General features: G+C 64.7%; 13 protein-coding genes. 10 read left to right on the forward strand and 3 right to left on the reverse strand.

Annotation, left to right across the window (positions count from 1 at the left end; all coding sequences use genetic code 11):
• Window positions 1–73: 73 nt before the first annotated feature.
• Complete coding sequence (locus LB545_RS03595) at window positions 74–1108, reverse strand: TadE/TadG family type IV pilus assembly protein (protein WP_318012524.1); 1035 nt, start codon at window positions 1106–1108, stop codon at window positions 74–76.
• Window positions 1109–1362: 254 nt separating this feature from the next.
• Between LB545_RS03595 and lepA the strand changes: the two genes are divergently transcribed.
• The 4 genes from lepA to LB545_RS03615 all read left to right on the forward strand — a co-directional run bounded on the left by lepA (window position 1363) and on the right by LB545_RS03615 (window position 5645).
• A complete protein-coding gene (lepA, locus tag LB545_RS03600; RefSeq protein ID WP_140514160.1) occupies window positions 1363–3168 on the forward strand; it encodes a translation elongation factor 4 in 1806 nt (601 codons plus the stop codon).
• A gap of 1073 nt (window positions 3169–4241) precedes the next feature.
• On the forward strand, window positions 4242–4562 hold the full coding sequence (locus LB545_RS03605) for a hypothetical protein (protein ID WP_224704434.1): 321 nt from the start codon (window positions 4242–4244) through the stop codon (window positions 4560–4562).
• Between the two features lie 299 nt (window positions 4563–4861).
• Window positions 4862–5062, forward strand: a complete 201-nt coding sequence (locus LB545_RS03610) for a hypothetical protein (protein ID WP_224704435.1) — start codon at window positions 4862–4864, stop codon at window positions 5060–5062.
• 115 nt (window positions 5063–5177) lie between these two features.
• Complete coding sequence (locus tag LB545_RS03615) at window positions 5178–5645, forward strand: hypothetical protein (protein ID WP_224704437.1); 468 nt, start codon at window positions 5178–5180, stop codon at window positions 5643–5645.
• 447 nt (window positions 5646–6092) lie between these two features.
• Here LB545_RS03615 and LB545_RS03620 read toward each other — a convergent pair whose 3' ends face one another.
• Window positions 6093–7733: an ABC transporter substrate-binding protein gene (locus tag LB545_RS03620; protein WP_224704439.1), complete on the reverse strand. Its 1641-nt coding sequence runs from the start codon at window positions 7731–7733 to the stop codon at window positions 6093–6095.
• Between the two features lie 244 nt (window positions 7734–7977).
• Window positions 7978–8784 (reverse strand): undecaprenyl-diphosphate phosphatase, encoded by an 807-nt coding sequence (locus LB545_RS03625; RefSeq protein WP_140649544.1) that lies wholly within the window; start codon window positions 8782–8784, stop codon window positions 7978–7980.
• A gap of 318 nt (window positions 8785–9102) precedes the next feature.
• Between LB545_RS03625 and LB545_RS03630 the strand changes: the two genes are divergently transcribed.
• The 6 genes from LB545_RS03630 to LB545_RS03655 all read left to right on the forward strand — a co-directional run bounded on the left by LB545_RS03630 (window position 9103) and on the right by LB545_RS03655 (window position 14877).
• Window positions 9103–9795 carry a glutathione S-transferase family protein gene (locus LB545_RS03630; RefSeq protein ID WP_140491712.1) on the forward strand — a complete coding sequence of 231 codons (693 nt, stop codon included), beginning with the start codon at window positions 9103–9105 and terminating at the stop codon, window positions 9793–9795.
• Window positions 9776–10930 carry a tRNA epoxyqueuosine(34) reductase QueG gene (queG, locus tag LB545_RS03635; RefSeq protein WP_224704442.1) on the forward strand — a complete coding sequence of 385 codons (1155 nt, stop codon included), beginning with the start codon at window positions 9776–9778 and terminating at the stop codon, window positions 10928–10930. The genes LB545_RS03630 and queG overlap by 20 nt, the downstream gene beginning before the upstream one ends.
• Window positions 10927–11829, forward strand: a complete 903-nt coding sequence (locus LB545_RS03640) for an SDR family oxidoreductase (RefSeq protein ID WP_140728755.1) — start codon at window positions 10927–10929, stop codon at window positions 11827–11829. Before queG ends, LB545_RS03640 begins: the two co-directional genes overlap by 4 nt.
• Window positions 11830–11976: 147 nt before the next feature.
• On the forward strand, window positions 11977–13059 hold the full coding sequence (gene mepA / locus LB545_RS03645; protein WP_140524361.1) for a penicillin-insensitive murein endopeptidase: 1083 nt from the start codon (window positions 11977–11979) through the stop codon (window positions 13057–13059).
• Between the two features lie 68 nt (window positions 13060–13127).
• Window positions 13128–13718, forward strand: coding sequence for a cation transporter (locus LB545_RS03650; protein WP_140524360.1), 591 nt, complete (start codon window positions 13128–13130; stop codon window positions 13716–13718).
• 133 nt (window positions 13719–13851) lie between these two features.
• Window positions 13852–14877 (forward strand): glucokinase, encoded by a 1026-nt coding sequence (locus LB545_RS03655; protein WP_140524358.1) that lies wholly within the window; start codon window positions 13852–13854, stop codon window positions 14875–14877.
• Window positions 14878–14915 lie beyond the last annotated feature (38 nt).

Here is a 14915-nt window from a genome sequence, read left to right on the forward strand (position 1 = left end):
GCCGGCGGGGCAGCGCCCCCCTCTGGCCTGCCGGCCATCTCCCCCACGAGGGGGGAGATCGGCAGCTTCGCCTCTACTGCGTCAGCACCGTTTGCGAGGGGCGCTGGTTGAAGTCGCATTTGCCCATCACGGTGTAGAAGAAGTCGGCGTTGACGACAGGCGCCGGCACGGCCGAGCCGCCGTCTTCCCAGGCCTGGTAGCCTGTCTGGCCGCACGGCACGGCGGTGAAGATATCGACGGTCTGGCCCGTGGCGATTTCGGGCATGTCGGTCGGGCTGGTGCCGATATAGAGCCGGTCCGAGGTTTTAGGGTCGTTCGACCTGAGCGTGGTCGGCTGAGCCGGTTTGGCCGTCGCGGCGGAAGGCACGTCCATCTCGAGATAGAGCTGGTCCATCTGGCTGACGTCGATGACCGCGCCGGTGCTGTTGGCCGGGCTGGTGGTGCAGACGGTCTGCCGCATGACGCCGTTGCCGTCGGTGCTGGTGATGGCGCCGGAGGGCGTGTTGTTGAAATTGGCGACCGTCGTGGTGTTGCACACCTGCTGCTGCACCTGGGTAAGCGTGGTGCCGCTGACGGTTGAGACGGTGGTGGTGCCATAGCCCTTGGGATCGCCGCCCTTGTTGTAGACATAGCTGATCTGCATCAGCTTCTGCTTCGTGGTCGAGCCGAATCGCGTGCCGTAGAGATACATGGTCTTGTCCCACCAGCCCGACGCCTTCTCGATCTTGAAGGTGGTCTGCACCAGGGCCGGCGCCTTGTTGACCGCCGAGGTGACGCCGACCGGCACGGTGTTGATCCTGGCGATCTGCATGAAGTCGGTCGGCATGGCGAAGCTTGCCGAGGCCTGCGCCGTGGCGGTGCCGTTGGCCGCGATGGTGAAGCTCACCAGCGTGGCTGTGCCTTGCCCGCCATTGGCGGCAAAGGTGTCCCGGAGCATCTGCTGGCGGGCCGCCAGCGCCGTCGTCTTCGGCAGCGTAGTGATGGCCAGCGTCGCCGCGTCGAGCGCCTGCTGCATGTTGGACCGGGTCTGGACCGCCGACGTATAATCGACCGAGAAGCCGACGACGGTGACCAGCGGCACCAGGCTGATGAAGAACAGCGGCATCATTGAGCCGCCGCGAGAGCGGGCGAACCTTCCTGCAAGCCCCGGCATTTTTTCTTACCCCAAAAACGGTTACCTGCGGGGGAACTAACATGCGCCGGCAAACCGGGGTCTAAGAGGATCGTTCAAAGTTTAAGCATCCGGCCGTGCCCGCCGGCCGTTTCGGGCTTTTCCGCCCGGCTCACCGCTTTGTGATGACCGGGGGGCGCCTTGCGCCGCAAGCCTTGCCGCAGCAAGCCGCCCCTGCTAAAGCGCGCGGCATGAGCACGCCCCTCGACCACATCAGGAATTTCTCCATCGTCGCCCATATCGACCATGGCAAATCCACCCTTGCCGACCGCCTGATCCAGCTGACCGGCGGCCTGGAGCTGCGCGACATGAAGGAGCAGGTGCTGGACTCGATGGACATCGAGCGCGAGCGCGGCATCACCATCAAGGCGCAGACGGTGCGGTTGAAGTACCGCGCCAACAATGGCGAGGACTATATCCTCAACCTCATCGACACGCCCGGCCATGTCGACTTCGCCTATGAAGTGTCGCGCTCGCTCGCCGCCTGCGAGGGCTCGCTGCTGGTGGTCGACGCCAGCCAGGGTGTCGAAGCCCAGACGCTGGCCAATGTGTACCAGGCGATCGACAACAACCACGAGATCGTCGTGGTGCTGAACAAGGTCGACCTGCCGGCCGCCGAGCCCGAGCGCATCCGCGAGCAGGTCGAGGAGGTGATCGGCATCGACGCTTCCAACGCCGTGCTGATCTCGGCCAAGACCGGCCTTGGCATTCCCGACGTGCTGGAGGCCATCGTCCACCAATTGCCGCCGCCGCGCGAGGGCGACGCGACCGCGCCCTTGAAGGCGATGCTGGTCGACAGCTGGTACGACGCCTATCTCGGCGTCATCGTTTTGGTGCGCGTCATCGACGGCGTCTTGAAGAAGGGCCAGACCATCCGCATGATGGGCACCGGCGCCAAATACCTGGTCGAGCGCACCGGCGTGTTCACGCCCGCCCGCATCAATGTCGAGGAGCTCGGCCCCGGCGAGTTCGGCTTCTTCACCGGCTCGATCAAGGAAGTGGCCGACACCCGTGTCGGCGACACCATCACCGAGGACAAGCGCCAGACCGCGCACGCGCTGCCCGGCTTCAAGCCGGCGCAGCCGGTGGTGTTCTGCGGCCTGTTCCCGGTCGACGCCGCCGATTTCGAGGATCTGCGCGCCGCCGTGGGCAAATTGCGCCTCAACGACGCCTCCTTCTCCTACGAAATGGAAACCAGCGCCGCGCTCGGCTTCGGCTATCGCTGCGGCTTCCTCGGCCTGCTGCATCTGGAAATCATCCAGGAGCGGCTGGAACGCGAATTCAACCTCGACCTGATCGCCACGGCACCCAGCGTCGTCTACCGGCTGCTCCTCAATGACGGCTCGGTGAAGGAATTGCACAACCCGGCCGACATGCCCGACGTGGTGAAGATCTCGGCCATCGAGGAGCCGTGGATCCGCGCCACCATCCTCACCCCCGACGACTATCTCGGCGGCATATTGAAACTCTGCCAGGACCGGCGCGGCATCCAGGCCGACCTCTCCTATGTCGGCAAGCGCGCCATGCTGACCTACGACCTGCCGCTCAACGAAGTCGTCTTCGATTTCTACGACCGGCTGAAGTCGATCTCCAAGGGCTACGCCTCGTTCGACTATCACCTCACCGACTATCGCGAGGGCGACCTGGTGAAAATGTCGATCCTGGTCAACGAGGAGCCGGTCGACGCGCTCTCCATGCTGGTCCACCGCACGGCGGCGGAAAAGCGCGGCCGCCAGATGTGCGAGAAACTAAAGGAGCTGATCCCGCACCATCTGTTCAAGATCCCTATCCAGGCTGCCATAGGCGGCAAGGTCATCGCCCGCGAAACCATCTCCGCCCTGCGCAAGGACGTCACCGCGAAGTGCTACGGCGGCGACGTGAGCCGCAAGCGCAAGCTCTTGGACAAGCAGAAAGAGGGCAAGAAGCGGATGCGCCAGTTCGGCAAGGTGGATATTCCGCAGGAGGCGTTTATTCAGGCGCTGAAGATGGGGGATTGAGCGGTCCGGCCTCCGGCCGGACGCATCGACCGGGGGCGATGCGAGCGCAAGTCCGTGTGGGAGCTGCCGGAGGCAGCGGGTCCTACCCCCCCCGGGGGCTGCGGCAGTGCGGTGACCTGATCTGACGCCGCGACAACAGACTACCTGCCGTTGCCCATGCTGTGCGGAGGGCCCATGAGTAGGTCTAACGGTCCAAAAGTATTTTCTCTCATCCGGATATTGATCGGTTCGATGTCATCCGTTGGGAAGTGACTCACTATCGCCCAACCCGAGCCGTCTCGACGAACATACACGGGCCTATGTGTGTCGAGGTCTAGGACCTCCATAGTTCCAAGATGAAGTGCGGTAGGTGTGTCCCACATGACACCATGCAAAATGGAGCCGCCATTGACCCTCTCGACTCTTCTCACAACCAGCGGCAGGAAACCGTTCTCCTGTAGTACGGTTTTGAGCACCCTCAACTTTGGCCGGCCAGTACGGCCGAAGGGCGAATATTTGAGCCTTTTGTTGGTGCAAGGGTGTAATGTCCATGGTGGACCAAGGCAGTCGAAAAAGGCACCCCCGCCGCGCGGCCCGGAAATATAGTAGACGCCAATTAGACAGACCGGGCACTTGGACCACGGGCCGTTGCCGTAGCTTGGGATGGTGGCACGCTTCCATCCTTTCCATCGGAAGGTGTGTGATCGCGAATGTCGGCCGCCGCTAAAGCCGCATGCGCAATTAGGTTGATGGTTCCGACCGTTACAAGGCATGCCCGCCTCCAATCGAACTCAACATACGCGAGTCGCACACCACCGCGAAGTGCTCCCAATATGCCGGCATCCAGTGGCTTGTTGCTTTGGAGTAAAGTGAGATCGTTGGCGTAGAGCTGTGGCTAGCCCCAGTCTCCTGCCGGCATCACTGCTACGCCTCTGCTGCGGGAACTATCTGGAGGCAACACCTAAAGATTGTAGTTTGCAGCACTCCTACTCGCTCAAATAGTAAATAAAGATGGTTAAGATTCGGTTGATTCTCTGGATTCGAATCGCTATATATGGACTCGTTGATGGATTCGAACGAGATATAGCGACTGAATGCGTACCCTTGAAAACGATTTGATAATGCCTGCGCTGAACATTCTTGCCGATGCTGCACAACCGGAGATTGGGATTTCGACCGCCGAATTAGCTAGGAAACTGCGCGAACAAGTGGAACCAACTGCGGAAGATCGGGAAATCCTCCAAGGGCGGACGGATGACCGACTGAGCCAGGTTATCCGCAATCTTGTCAGCCACCGCACCTTGGAGCGCAGAGGCTTAGCCATTTATTACAAAAATCCAATCACAGGTCGCGGCCTCTATCGGCTCACGGAAATGGGGAATCGCACTCTCAACGAGGCTCGCAATGATCGATAGCCAGCCAGATGCACCGTACAGAGAATCTGCCCCGCGCGGTGCATCAAGAAAGTTTTCGGTATCGAGCCCACAACCCCTTCCCGATCTGACGAGGTCTGATCCACCTAGTCAGTTTCGGCAGCCGCCGCTGGGCGGTAGCAGTCGGGGCGCGAATGCTCCGGCTTCATTCACTGACCTGGAAATAGTTTCAGGTCAGAACATGCGAGCGAATGACGGCATACTACAACGAAGTGACCATGATTCATCTGCGAATTGTCGTCAACCGTTATTCCGTCGCACCTTTCTAGAAAGGAAAGGCAATGCACGACCGCAAGGTAACGCCGGACATGGTGCCGGTGATCAAACTGGCCCGGGATTTGGACTATAATTACGCGATAATCGCATCGTACTACCAGATCAATCAGGGCCGCATCGCAGACGTTATGAAGGGGCGCTTGTTCCCCGACATTCCGCCTGCGGTGGCACTCCCGGCCGACTTCCCGATGGCGGTGGCGGCTTAAAGAGATGGAAGCGGGGCGGCCTGTTGGTCGCCCCCTCCAGAGCCGCCTAATTTTAGCCTCCCTTCAACAACACCTTACCTTGGCTTATCCTCTCTCCGGCTTGGGGAGACATCACATGCGCACCACTCTGGACATCGTCGCCTCTCTCGGCCTCGCCATCGGCGGCGTCTTTGGCCTCGCCGGCACCTTCGTCGCCAGCGCGCCACTCCGCGAAACGCTGTGGGCGATCGACGGCGTGGCTCTGGTTGTGGCCGCGGCACTGCTCACCATGAAATATCAGCGGCTTGGCAATGACTGCGTCGCGGCCGGTTTCCTGACCTTCCTGGCCGGCGAGAGCCTGCTTCTGGCCGGCAATGCGACGGGGCTAGAGGCCAGCGTGCCTTCCTATGTTGGGGGCATCACGCTGTGGGCGGCGGCGCTGGTGCTGGTCAGCGCGCAGAAAACCTTCGCTTTATGGATGCGGCTCACCGCAGTCGTTGCTGCATGGGGGCGGGGCGCTGACGCCGCTGACCTTCTCCCCTTGTGGGAGAAGGTGGATCGGCGCGCAGCGCCGAGACGGTTGAGGGGTGTTCCAGCGGAGTGAGGCGGTGGGGTTTTCTGGTTCGGTTGGTTGTCGACGTCCGCGCCAAGCTGGAGCACCCCTCATCCGACCTCGCTTCGCCAGGCCACCGCCCTGGGGCGAGCCACGGGTCTCGCCCCGTCCTTCGGACCCCACAAGGGGAGAAGGAAGAACCAGCGTTGGCGCCGCCTTACCTGACGGTCGAGCGGCTGGCACTGGAGATGCTGATGGGGCGGCAGGATGGCGCTTGTTCCTCGCCCCACGCAGTGGGGAGAGGTGGCCCGGCGAAGCCGGGACGGAGAGGGGCCAGCGCGGCGCTGGGAGGTTGTTTCAGGGGTTCAGGACAGCTCACCATGGTCGCGCCTTCTCCTGCGCCGGCTTTGGCTTCGCGGAGGGCGTCCCCCGCTCCGTCCCGGCTTCGCCGGGCCACCTCTCCCCCACCTTCGTGGGGGAGAGGAAATCAGGGCAGCGCTACCCCTCCAACCAAACCTTCTCGAAATGCTGCTCCAGCGCCTGGTGCTGCTCGCACCCTTCCACCCCTTTGCGATAGGTCCGGTAGACCGAGCGCCAGTAGGGTTGGATGATGATGCCGGAATCGCGCAAATTCTTCTCGATGCCGGCCATGATCTCCTTGCGCTGGGCGGCGTCGGGGGTGGCGAGCGCCTTGTCGAGCAGTTCGTCGAACTCCTTGTTGGCGTAGGCGCTTTCGTTCCAGGCGGCGCCGGATTTGTACGCCAGCGCCAGCACCTGGACGCCGAGCGGGCGGCCGAGCCATTCGGTACAGGAGAAGGGATATTTGCTCCAGTCGTTCCAGAAGGTGGCGGCGGGCAGCACGGTGCGCTTGATCTTGAGGCCGGCCTCGCGCATCTGCGCCGCTATGGCGTCGCCGGTGCTTTTTTGCCATTCGACGTCGACCGAGATGAGGTCGTATTCATGGTCCGCCTTGCCGGATTCGGCCAGCAGCTTCTTGGCCGCCTCGACGTCGCGCTTGGCCGGGCCGATATCGGCATATTCGGGGTGCATGGGGCCGACATGGTGGTTGTCGGCGGGCTTGCCGCGGCCGCCGAGGCCGAGCGCCAGCACGGCCGAGTTGTCGACGGCGAGCTGGGCGGCGCGGCGCATCTTGATGTCGTCATAAGGCGCGTTGGCGACGTTGAAGCGGGCGACGATGGTGGAGCCGGTGGCGATCTCGGAATTCTTCAGGCCCATCTGCTCGGTCTGCGAGACGGCATCGGAGGCGGTCTCGTGGTCGGTGTCGATCTCGCCGGATTCGAACGCCGACAGCATGGCGTTGGGGTCGGAGCCGTAGTCGATCCACTGGATCCCATCCAGGTGGAATTCGCCCTTCCACCAGGGCTTGTCCTTGCGCTTCACCTCGGCTCCCGTCTCGGCATCCCACTTCACCAGCTCGCAAGGGCCGGTGGTGATCGAAAGTGCCTTCAGCGGATCGCCGTCGCCCTCATAGGAGCGGTGCATGATCAGCGCGGGATAATCGGCCATGCCGGCGATCAGGGAAATGTCTGATTTGGGCAGGTTGAGCTTGATCGTGAAGTCGTCGACCTTCTCGATGCCGCCATCGACCACCTTCTTGGTGTCGGCATTGACCAGCGCGCCCATGCGCGCGGCGACCGAATTGCCGGCAACGCCGGCCTCGCACCAGCGGTTGAGGTTGTGGACGACATCGTCGGCGTTGAAGGCATCGCCGTTCGACCAGGTGATACCCTTGCGCACATGCAGCGTGAGCGTCTTGGCGTCGTCGCTCATCTCCCATTTTTCGAGCAGCCAGGGCTCGAACGAGAAGTCGGTGTTCCAGCGCACGAGATATTCGTTGCAATGGCGCGCGACATTGGACATTTCAACGCCGTCGAAGGTGCGCGGGTCCTTGAAACCCTTGACGTTCATGGCGACGCGCAGCACGCCGCCCTTCTTGGGCTCCGCCGCGCGGGCGGGCGTGGGCGCCAGCCCGCCCAGGGCAAAAGCGCCGGCGGCGCTGACGCCGAGCCCGGCCATCAGCGCCAGATATTCGCGCCGGTTGATGGCGCCGCTCCTGAAATCCTCGGCGACGGGTTTGGCTTTCGGGTGCAGTTTCCTGTCGGTCAGCATGAATTTCATCGTCGTTCCCTCTTGTTGGGCGCCCGGCCGACCGCGTGCGCGGGGGCGGATGCGGCTCGCCGGACGCCATTGCCTGAGGGATGATAGGGCGAGCTTACGCAGCGGAGTGTTCTGGAATCCGCAGGACTTGTGCGCTGCTCCGCAGGAGGTTCGCATGAAGGGGGCGCGCGAAGGCCTTCACCTTCGTTATCCACGGGCCTGCGCGGCGTCGCTGCGCTCCTTGCTTCGCCCGTGGATGACGAGGTCACCCCCAGATCATCAGCGCGGCCAGCCCGACGATGCCGACCACCAGCCGCCACCAGCCGAACAGCGCATAGCCCTTGCGCGAGACGTAATCGAGCAGCAGGCGCACCACCAGCAGCGCGGTGACGAAGGCTGCGACGAAGCCGACGGCGATGATCGGCAGGTCGGCCGACGTCAGCACGTTGCGGTTCTTGAACAGGTCGAAGGCGAAGGCGCCGACCATGGTGGGGATGGCGAGGAAGAAAGAAAATTCCGCCGCCGCCCGCTTGTCGACGCCAAGCAGCAGCGCGCCGACGATGGTCGATCCCGAGCGTGAGGTGCCGGGGATCAGCGACAGGCACTGGAACAGCCCGATCTGCAAATAGAGCCGCGTCGGGAAGCGTTCGACGTCGCGGTACATCGGCTTCAGCTTCATGCGGTCGACGACGAGCAGCACCACGCCGCCGATGATCAGCATGATGCAGATCAGCCGCGGCGATTCGAACAGGATGGTCTTGATGAAATCATGCGCCAGCGCGCCGATGATGGCCGCCGGCAGGAAGGCGATGAGGATGCCGATGACGAAATGCCGCGTCAGCCGGTCATGCGGCAGGTCGAGCAGCATCTGCCACAACCGCCGGAAATAGACGCTCAGAATGGCCAGGATGGCGCCGAGCTGGATCAGGATCTCGAAGGCCTTGCCCGTCGAGTGGAAGCCGAGAAAGTGGCCGGCGAGCAGGATATGCCCGGTCGAGGACACCGGAATGAACTCGGTCAGTCCCTCCAGCAGACCGAGCAGCAGGGCTTCGACGATTGTCTGGCTTTCCATTGGCTACCTCGGCATTCGCTGGATGGGCTGACAGGGCTTGCTTGTCATGGCGCCGAACTCCCCCTATAGGTCGCAACACCCTGACGGCCCGCTTACCGGGCGGCCAAGACTTACCGGTGCGCCCGGCGATTCGCCAGTGTAGCAATCCGGAATTCGCCACACCCGGGAGGAGCGCGATGCGCGAATTCCGGATTCTGAGCCACACTGCCAACTTCAAGTTCTGGTGTGGTTTGAATTTGAAGTTCCTGAACGCGGATGCCGTTGAGGGGACAGGAACTTCAAATCCAAACCACCAGTGCGCTTTATCATCGCGGAACCATGCTGACGCTTTTCCATCATCCCATGTTCGCCTCCTGCCGGTTCGTGCGCCTCGCTTTCGGCGAGTATGGCGAGGAACTGGCGCTGATCGAGGAGAAGCCGTGGACGCGGCGCAAGGAGTTCTTGGCCCTGAACCCGGCCGGCACGCTGCCGATCCTTTTGGCCGAGGGCGATGTGCCGATCGTCGGCGCCACGGTCATCTCTGAATATCTCGACGAGACGCGCGGCGTCCTGAAGCGCGACAAGCGCCTGTTCGCCGAGGACCCGATGCAGCGCGCCGAGATCCGCCGGCTGACCGACTGGTATCTCCACAAGGCCGAGAGCGAGGTCACCCGGCATCTGGTGCGCGAGCGCGTGCTGAAGCCGGTCATGCCGGAAACCGCCGGCGGCGGCTCGCCCGATTCGGCCGCCATCCGCGCGGCGCGGGCCAACATCCGCCAGCACATGAAATACACCAACTGGCTGGCCGGCACCCGCCACTGGCTGGCCGGCTCGAGGGTCACCTATGCCGACCTCGCCGCCGCCGCCACCCTTTCGGTGCTCGACTATCTCGGCGAGATCGACTGGCGCGAGCACACCGCCGCGCGCGAATGGTACACGCGGGTGAAGTCGCGGCCTTCGTTCCGGCCGCTGTTGACCGACCGCGTGCGCGGCCTGTCGCCGGTGTCGCATTATGCGGACCTCGACTTCTGACGCCGCAAAACTGCGCGCGCTGATCGACGCGCAGGCGCGGCGCGCCGGTTTCGAGGCGGTCGCCGTCACCACCCCCGATGCGATCCCGCTGGCGCCGGCCCGGCTCGCCGCCTTTGTCGAAGACGGGTTCCACGGCTCCATGGGCTGGATCGCCGAGACGCTGCAACGCCGCAGCGAGCCGTCAAGCCTGTGGCCGCAGGTGCGTTCGATCGTCGTGCTGGCGATGAATTACGGGCCGGACCACGATCCGCGCGACCTGTTGGCCAGGCGCGACCGGGGCGCGATCTCGGTCTACGCGCAAAACCACGACTATCATGACGTGATGAAGGGCCGGCTGAAGGAAATCGCCGGCAAGATCGTCGCGCGGGCGGGAGGTGACGTCAAAGTCTTCGTCGATACGGCCCCCGTCATGGAAAAGCCGCTGGCCGAGGCCGCCGGGCTCGGCTGGCAAGGCAAGCACACCAATCTGGTCAGCCGGCAGCATGGTTCCTGGCTGTTCCTCGGCACCATCTTCACGACGGCCGAACTGGTTCCAGACCTGCCGGAGGAGGACCATTGCGGCTCCTGCCGCGCCTGCCTCGACGCCTGCCCGACCGATGCCTTCCCGGCGCCCTACCGGCTCGATGCGCGGCGCTGCATCTCCTATCTCACCATCGAGAACAAGGAGCCGATCCCGCATGAATTCCGCGAGGCGATCGGCAACCGCATCTATGGCTGCGACGATTGCCTCGCCGCCTGCCCGTGGAACAAGTTCGCCAAGGTGGCGTCCGAGGCCAAGCTTGCTGCGCGCGAGGACCTACGCGAGCCGGCGCTGGCCGATCTCCTGCGGCTGAACGACACGGCCTTTCGCGCTTTCTTTTCCGGTTCGCCGGTCAAGCGCATCGGCCGCGACCGCTTTGTCCGCAACGTGCTGATCGCTGCCGGCAATTCTCGCGATGCCGCGCTTGCCGGCGCCGTGCGCGCCTTGCTCGCCGACGCCTCGCCGCTGGTGCGGGGCGCGGCAATATGGGCGCTGGCGCGGCTGGTGCCCGAGGCCGAATATGCCGAACGCGCCGCGACCGGCCTGGAAACCGAGAGCGACGCGGCCGTGCGTGAGGAATGGGCGCGGCCGGTTCCAGCCAGGGCGCCTGCATGAGCGAAAAGCGGATATTCATCTTCGGCGCCGGCTATTCGGGCAAGGCTTTTGCGCGCGCCAACAGGGAGTCCGCCACGACGGTCGGCGGCACGACGCGCTCCGTGGAAAAATTCGAGGCGCTCCGCCAGGCCGGCATCGCGCCGCTGCTGTTCGATGGCGCGCTGACCGGCGAACTCGGCGACGCGCTGGCGACAACAACCCATCTGGTGATCTCGACCGCGCCCGAGGAGGCCGGCGATCCCGTGCTGAATGCCGCCCGCGAGGCGATCGTCCGGATGCCCGCGCTCGAATGGATCGGCTATCTCTCCACCGTCGGCGTTTATGGCGACCATGGCGGCGCCTGGGTCGACGAGACGGCGCAATGCCGGCCGGTGTCGAAACGCTCGGCGATGCGGGTGGCGGCCGAGCAGGACTGGCTGCGGCTTGGCCGCGAGATCGGCCGGCCGGTGGCGGTGTTGCGGCTCTCCGGCATCTACGGCCCCGGCCGTAACGCCTTGGTCAATCTGGAAAACGGCACCGCGCGGCGGCTGGTCAAGCCCGGCCAGGTGTTCAACCGCATCCATTGCGACGATATAGCCGGCGCGCTGTGGCATCTCATCGGGGATGATACGGGCGGCATCTTCAACGTCACCGACGATGAGCCGGCGCCGCCGCAGGACGTGGTGGCCTATGCCGCCGCGCTGATGGGCATCACACCGCCGCCTGAAATTCCCTTCGAGGCCGCCCAACTTTCGCCCATGGCGCGGTCCTTCTATGGCGAGAACAAGCGCGTCGCCAACGCGGCGCTCAAGGCGACGGGCTACCGGTTCCGCTTCCCGGATTACCGCGCCGCCTTCGACCATATGTGGGCAAGCGGCGACTGGCGCGACGGCGCGCCGCGCAGCCCGATGAAACGCTGACGCATTCCGTGACACGGTTTCGGGCCGGAATGCGTCGGAAAAGAAAACAGGGCGGTTGACCGGTTTGTGAGAAACGGAACCGCTCCGGCGATCGAAGCAACGTCCATTGCGTGCTATGATTCGGGCTTGGGTTTGCGGCGGGGGTTCATGGAGACAGCGATGCGGCTCGGCAAGCGTTCACAGCTGGCGGCTTTTGGCCTGCTCGCCCTCACAAGTCTCGCCGCGCCGCCGGCAATGGCCGAGGAACGCGCCAAGGACCTCTTCGGCGCCGAGAAACTGCCGGCGGCGACCGCCCCGCAATCCTTCGGCTTCTACTCCAAGGGCTGCTTTGCCGGCGGCGTTGCCATCCCCATGGACGGCCCGACCTGGCAGGTGATGCGGCCGTCGCGCAATCGCCGCTGGGGCCATCCGGCGATGATCGCGCTGGTCGAGAAACTGTCGCGCGATGCCGTCGCCGACGGCTGGCCGGGCCTTTTGATCGGCGACATCGCGCAGCCGCGCGGCGGCCCGATGCTGACCGGCCATGCCTCGCACCAGATCGGGCTCGATGCCGACATCTGGCTGACGCCGATGCCCAGCCGGCCGTTGTCGATGGCGCGGCGCGAGACGATGAGCGCGACCTTGATGGTCGACGAAAAGACGCATCTGGTGAAGGACGCGCTGTGGACGTCGGCGCATACGCGGCTTTTGAAGCGCGCGGCGAGCTATCCCGAGGTCGAGCGCATCCTGGTCAATCCCGGCATCAAGAAGAAGCTCTGCGACACCGTCAGGGGCGACCGCTCCTGGCTGCGCAAGATCAGGCCGTTCTGGGGCCACGACTATCATTTCCACATGCGCATCGGCTGCCAGCCGGGCTCGCCCAACTGCAAGGCGCAGGAAGCGACCCCGGCCGACGACGGCTGCGGCAAGCCGCTGGCCTGGTGGTTCACGCAGGAACCGTGGCGGCCCAACAAGAACCCGGATGCGCCCAAGGCGCGCGACCTGATGACCATGGCGAACCTGCCGAGAGAATGCCGCGCCGTGCTCGACGCGCCCGGGCCGGCTTCGGTCGAGGCCGCCACCTATCACGGCGGCGCCGTACCGGTCGCGGTCGCCGCGCCCGAACCCGAGGCGCCGTCGCTGCCCGCCACCGCGGCCAGCGGCACGGCCGGCCTGCCGGGCATGGTGAACGCCTTCACCGCGACGCCCGAGATCGGCGTACCGGTGCCGCGGCCACGGCCGGGAAACTGACCGCGTCAGTTGACGCCCCGGCGCTTCGCCGCCGTTCATTCGTCACCCCGCGAGCAGGAGGGCCGGCATTGCAAACGCAGGATATAGGCCTTCGCCGCGTCGTCCGGTGGGTGGCCCTTCTGAACCTGGGCTACTTCATCGTCGAGTTCGCCGTGGCATCTGCGATCGGCTCCGTGTCGCTGTTCGCGGACAGCGTCGATTTCCTGGAAGATGCCTCGCTCAATTTACTTATTCTCGTTGCCCTTGGCTGGGGCGCACGCAGCCGCGCAAGGGTCGGCATGGCTCTGGCGGCGATTCTTCTGGTGCCTGCCTTGGCAACGCTCTGGACGGCTTGGGTCAAGTTCAACCTGCCGGTCGCGCCGTCGCCGCTGCCGCTGTCGCTTGCGGGCGCCGGGGCTTTGGCCGTGAACCTGTCTTGCGCGTTCATGCTGGCGCGCTTCCGCCATCACGGCGGCAGCCTGACAAAGGCCGCGTTCCTCTCCGCGCGGAACGACGCCTTTGCCAACGTCGCCATAATCGCCGCGGGCCTTCTCACCGCGGTGATCTGGCATTCTGCGTGGCCCGACCTGATTGTCGGCCTGGGAATTGCCGCCATGAACGCCGATGCGGCCCGCGAAGTCTGGTCCGCTGCCCGCGAGGAGCACAAGGCGGCAGCCTAGTCGCGGCCGTTCGGCTTCATAAATCGGTCGTGCGCACCATCGGTTTCGAAAACCGTTTCCCTTTTCAAACTCATGCGCTAGTCAACGGGAGAACGGCAATGGGCCGTCGGGCGCCGGGGACGGACGACAAAGCATGCCAAACACAGGCGACGACGACACGGCGCTGCGGTTCCCGATCCTGATCGGCGACATCGGCGGCACCAATGCGCGCTTCTCGGTCGTGCTCGACGCCAATTCGGAAGCCGGCGAGCCGGCGATCGTCCAGACCGCCAGCTACAACACAATCGACGAGGCGATCCAGGCGGCGGTGCTCGACCGCTCCTCGGTCCGCCCCAATTCGGCGGTGCTGGCGGTGGCCGGCCCGGTCGATGGCGACGAGATCGAGCTCACCAATTGCCCGTGGATCGTCAAACCCCGGCAGATGTTCGCCAGCCTCGGCCTCAGCGACATCGTCGTGCTCAACGATTTCGAGGCGCAGGCGCTGGCCGTCGTGGCGCTCGGCGAAGAGCACATGGAAAAGATCGGCGGCGGCGCGCCGGAGCCCAATGCAGGCCGCGTGGTGCTCGGTCCCGGAACCGGGCTCGGCGTCGCCGGGCTGGTGCACGCGCTGCGCCACTGGATCCCGGTGCCCGGCGAGGGCGGCCACATGGACATCGGCCCGCGTTCTAGCAGGGATTTCGAGGTCTTCCCGCATATCGAGAAGATCGAGGGCCGCATTTCGGGCGAGCAGATCCTGTGCGGACGCGGCCTGGTCAACGTCTACCGGGCGGTGGCCAAGGCGGACGGCAAACCGTCGCCCTTCACCACGCCGGCCGAGATCACCGCAGCGGCACTTGCCAGGACCGATCCGGTTGCGCAGGAAGCGCTGGAGATATTCGTCACCTGCCTTGGGCGCACCGCCGGCGATCTCGCCTTGGTGTTCATGAGCCGTGGCGGCGTGTTTCTCACCGGCGGCATCGCGCAGAAGATCGTGCCGGCGCTGAAACAGGGCAATTTCCGCGCCGCCTTCGAGGACAAGGCGCCGCACAGCGAACTGATGCGCACCATGCCCGTCTATGTCATCACCCATCCGCTGGCGGCCCTTCTGGGCCTCGCCGCCTATGCCAGGAACCCTTCGCTGTTCGGCGTCCAGACCGCGGGCCGCCGCTGGCAGGCCTAGGCTGGGCCGCATGACGGACCAGGCGTCCGTCCGGTCCC

It is taken from the genome of Mesorhizobium sp. BR1-1-6, from assembly GCF_020165355.1.
Lineage (GTDB): Bacteria > Pseudomonadota > Alphaproteobacteria > Rhizobiales > Rhizobiaceae > Mesorhizobium.

Excerpts from the sequence above, each read along its gene's own strand:
- LB545_RS03610 (WP_224704435.1), top strand. The coding sequence starts at position 4,862 with ATGCACGACCGCAAGGTAACGCCGGACATGGTGCCGGTGATCAAACTG.
- lepA (WP_140514160.1), top strand. The coding sequence starts at position 1,363 with ATGAGCACGCCCCTCGACCACATCAGGAATTTCTCCATCGTCGCCCAT.
- LB545_RS03625 (WP_140649544.1), bottom strand. The coding sequence starts at position 8,784 with ATGGAAAGCCAGACAATCGTCGAAGCCCTGCTGCTCGGTCTGCTGGAG.
- LB545_RS03640 (WP_140728755.1), top strand. The coding sequence starts at position 10,927 with ATGAGCGAAAAGCGGATATTCATCTTCGGCGCCGGCTATTCGGGCAAG.
- LB545_RS03605 (WP_224704434.1), top strand. The coding sequence starts at position 4,242 with ATGCGTACCCTTGAAAACGATTTGATAATGCCTGCGCTGAACATTCTT.
- LB545_RS03615 (WP_224704437.1), top strand. The coding sequence starts at position 5,178 with ATGCGCACCACTCTGGACATCGTCGCCTCTCTCGGCCTCGCCATCGGC.
- LB545_RS03655 (WP_140524358.1), top strand. The coding sequence starts at position 13,852 with ATGCCAAACACAGGCGACGACGACACGGCGCTGCGGTTCCCGATCCTG.
- mepA (WP_140524361.1), top strand. The coding sequence starts at position 11,977 with ATGGAGACAGCGATGCGGCTCGGCAAGCGTTCACAGCTGGCGGCTTTT.
- queG (WP_224704442.1), top strand. The coding sequence starts at position 9,776 with ATGCGGACCTCGACTTCTGACGCCGCAAAACTGCGCGCGCTGATCGAC.
- LB545_RS03620 (WP_224704439.1), bottom strand. The coding sequence starts at position 7,733 with ATGAAATTCATGCTGACCGACAGGAAACTGCACCCGAAAGCCAAACCC.
- LB545_RS03595 (WP_318012524.1), bottom strand. The coding sequence starts at position 1,108 with ATGATGCCGCTGTTCTTCATCAGCCTGGTGCCGCTGGTCACCGTCGTC.
- LB545_RS03630 (WP_140491712.1), top strand. The coding sequence starts at position 9,103 with ATGCTGACGCTTTTCCATCATCCCATGTTCGCCTCCTGCCGGTTCGTG.